3 protein-coding genes are annotated in these 1940 nt (G+C 51.4%); 1 reads left to right on the top strand and 2 read right to left on the bottom strand.

The genetic code is table 11. The annotated features are described in order from the left end of the window. Window positions 1–232 precede the first annotated feature (232 nt). Complete coding sequence (locus AC1XDK_RS30730) at window positions 233–634, top strand: Ig-like domain-containing protein (RefSeq protein WP_483353825.1); 402 nt, start codon at window positions 233–235, stop codon at window positions 632–634. Window positions 635–821: 187 nt separating this feature from the next. Here AC1XDK_RS30730 and AC1XDK_RS30725 read toward each other — a convergent pair whose 3' ends face one another. Together AC1XDK_RS30725 and AC1XDK_RS30720 are read right to left on the bottom strand one after the other, a co-directional pair. Beyond that, window positions 822–1151 carry a hypothetical protein gene (locus tag AC1XDK_RS30725; RefSeq protein ID WP_483353824.1) on the bottom strand — a complete coding sequence of 110 codons (330 nt, stop codon included), beginning with the start codon at window positions 1149–1151 and terminating at the stop codon, window positions 822–824. Continuing rightward, window positions 1152–1514 carry a hypothetical protein gene (locus AC1XDK_RS30720; protein WP_483353823.1) on the bottom strand — a complete coding sequence of 121 codons (363 nt, stop codon included), beginning with the start codon at window positions 1512–1514 and terminating at the stop codon, window positions 1152–1154. It abuts the gene before it with no gap. Window positions 1515–1940: the final 426 nt, after the last annotated feature.

Raw genomic sequence — 1940 nt, 5'->3', positions numbered from 1 at the left:
AAATCCATAAGCGGAAGTGCACCCACTCCGGCACCCTCAATGAAATCTGTGGGCAGTTCGTAGTGTAATCCGATCATCGAACAGACTCTCAACCGAGATTCGACAAGGGTTCGTCAAGGCGTGCTGCAATGAGGGCGCGTATCTTTCACCCCACCCGATAGGGAGTTCGGTTTTCCCACCCATGCTACTGTTCTCGCAGAAAACATTTACACTATCGAAGTGATCGTAAAATATGAATCGTCGACAGTTCCTTGCGCTTCTCGCAGTTAGTGTTGGAAGTGGGTGTGTGAGCCAACCTTCCTCTATCAGTCAGCAGACCAGCACACCGACTTCCACCACAGACACCCATGACAAAGAGGCAAATGACTTATCTGTGGAAAATATGGATGATGAAGAACACCACGTTTCAATCCGAGTGCTACAAGATGGGAAAGAGGTGTATGCGTGGGAACAGACCGTCAAGCCCCACTCCGAAACTGAGCTAACGGACATCGTGAAATACGGCATTTATACAGTCGAATTTTCTGCCAATGGACAGACTTCGACAAAAGAATGGAGGGCAATAAGTTGTTATCGTTCCAGAATAGAGATAAACGAAACGGGGGCGGCGAAACTGGATGGAAGCGTTTGCTAAGTCGTTCTTCAGCGTACTCACGTATCGCCATGTGCTCTCTACAGGTGAGCTTTTCTCGGGTTGTCAATCCATCCTCTGTATTCAATGAAAATGTTCGGGTGTATATGATGAGGGCAGTTCGGCTTCGATCCCGCCGAGCCTACTAATCGATTCTCGCCCGGTAGTGTTCTGAGCGCATACTGTCCCGTTATCGAAGATACGTCTCGAGAGACTCAACGACGTGATCGACGAATTCCTTCGTGACTCGGCCCTGCCACGCCACCAGATTTTCGATCCGAGGGGAGTGGACTGCCCATGGAGAGACGAACGATTCGTACGGTACACCACCTGTTTTCCAGACAGTCGACTCCAGGGGAATCGAATCACCGTACTCTTTCGTCGAGATAGCGACAGCCACGTACTGCTCGTCGCCGAACGGATGCGATTCGTTGTTGACGATGAGCCACGGTCGTTGGCTATCTTCGCCCAGTTTGAACGGGTCCGAACTTCGAACCACATCGCCACGTTCCGGTTGCATTTATTCGTCTCGCTCGCTTGGATGCGGTTCGTCCGGAGCGACTGCGTCCCACTCGTCAGGTTCGATCGCTCCTTCGTCTTGATTGAGCCGTTCCGTGATCGTGTGGAGCGCATACGCGTCTGCAACCCGATCAAGATCGTTCGTTATCGCCCAGTACTCTCCTCTGTGTCGGACGAGTTCACGCTGTTTCAACCGTGAGAGGGCTGTCCCAACTGTGTTCGGATCTTCGTCAATACTGGTAGCGATTTCCGACCGGGTGAACGCTTTGTCCCGGTTTGTATAGAGATAGCCAAGTACCTGTTGAGGCACGCTTGGGCCGCTTGGAAGGTCCCCAGCTTCGAACTCCTCGATGCGTACGGGCATACGCTGTACTTGGTGTGCTGACGTAATCAATGTAAGGGTGTACTGAAGCTGTGATCCAGTAGATGGTCACTTTCAGCAGGTACCCTTAGCTCGTTGGCTGAAACCGATCACCGCGAGAGGGATTCAAGACGGCCCAATAACTCGGATCAAGGATTCGACCGGCCAATTGTACGGATGATTTGAGAGATGGGCAACCATTCTTCACGGCCCCGTCGTCGCTCGATCAGTGGCATAGAATCTGAGATCGTATGTCAGGTAATAATCGAGATCGTATGGAAAATAGTCTGTGTTCTGGGATTTCGACGCGTTTCTAAATGCGCGATTGGTTTGATAACCGAAGTAGAACGTGCGACTGCAGTGTGGTCGATTTCGCAAATTTGGCCGATTTAGCGGATTTACTGCCGCTGGGCAGTATAAGCGGCAGTG

This window comes from Haladaptatus sp. HS23 (genome assembly GCF_056892285.1).
Note: the sequence above shows the minus strand (reverse complement) of the source record. Positions and strands in the feature narration are given on the sequence as shown.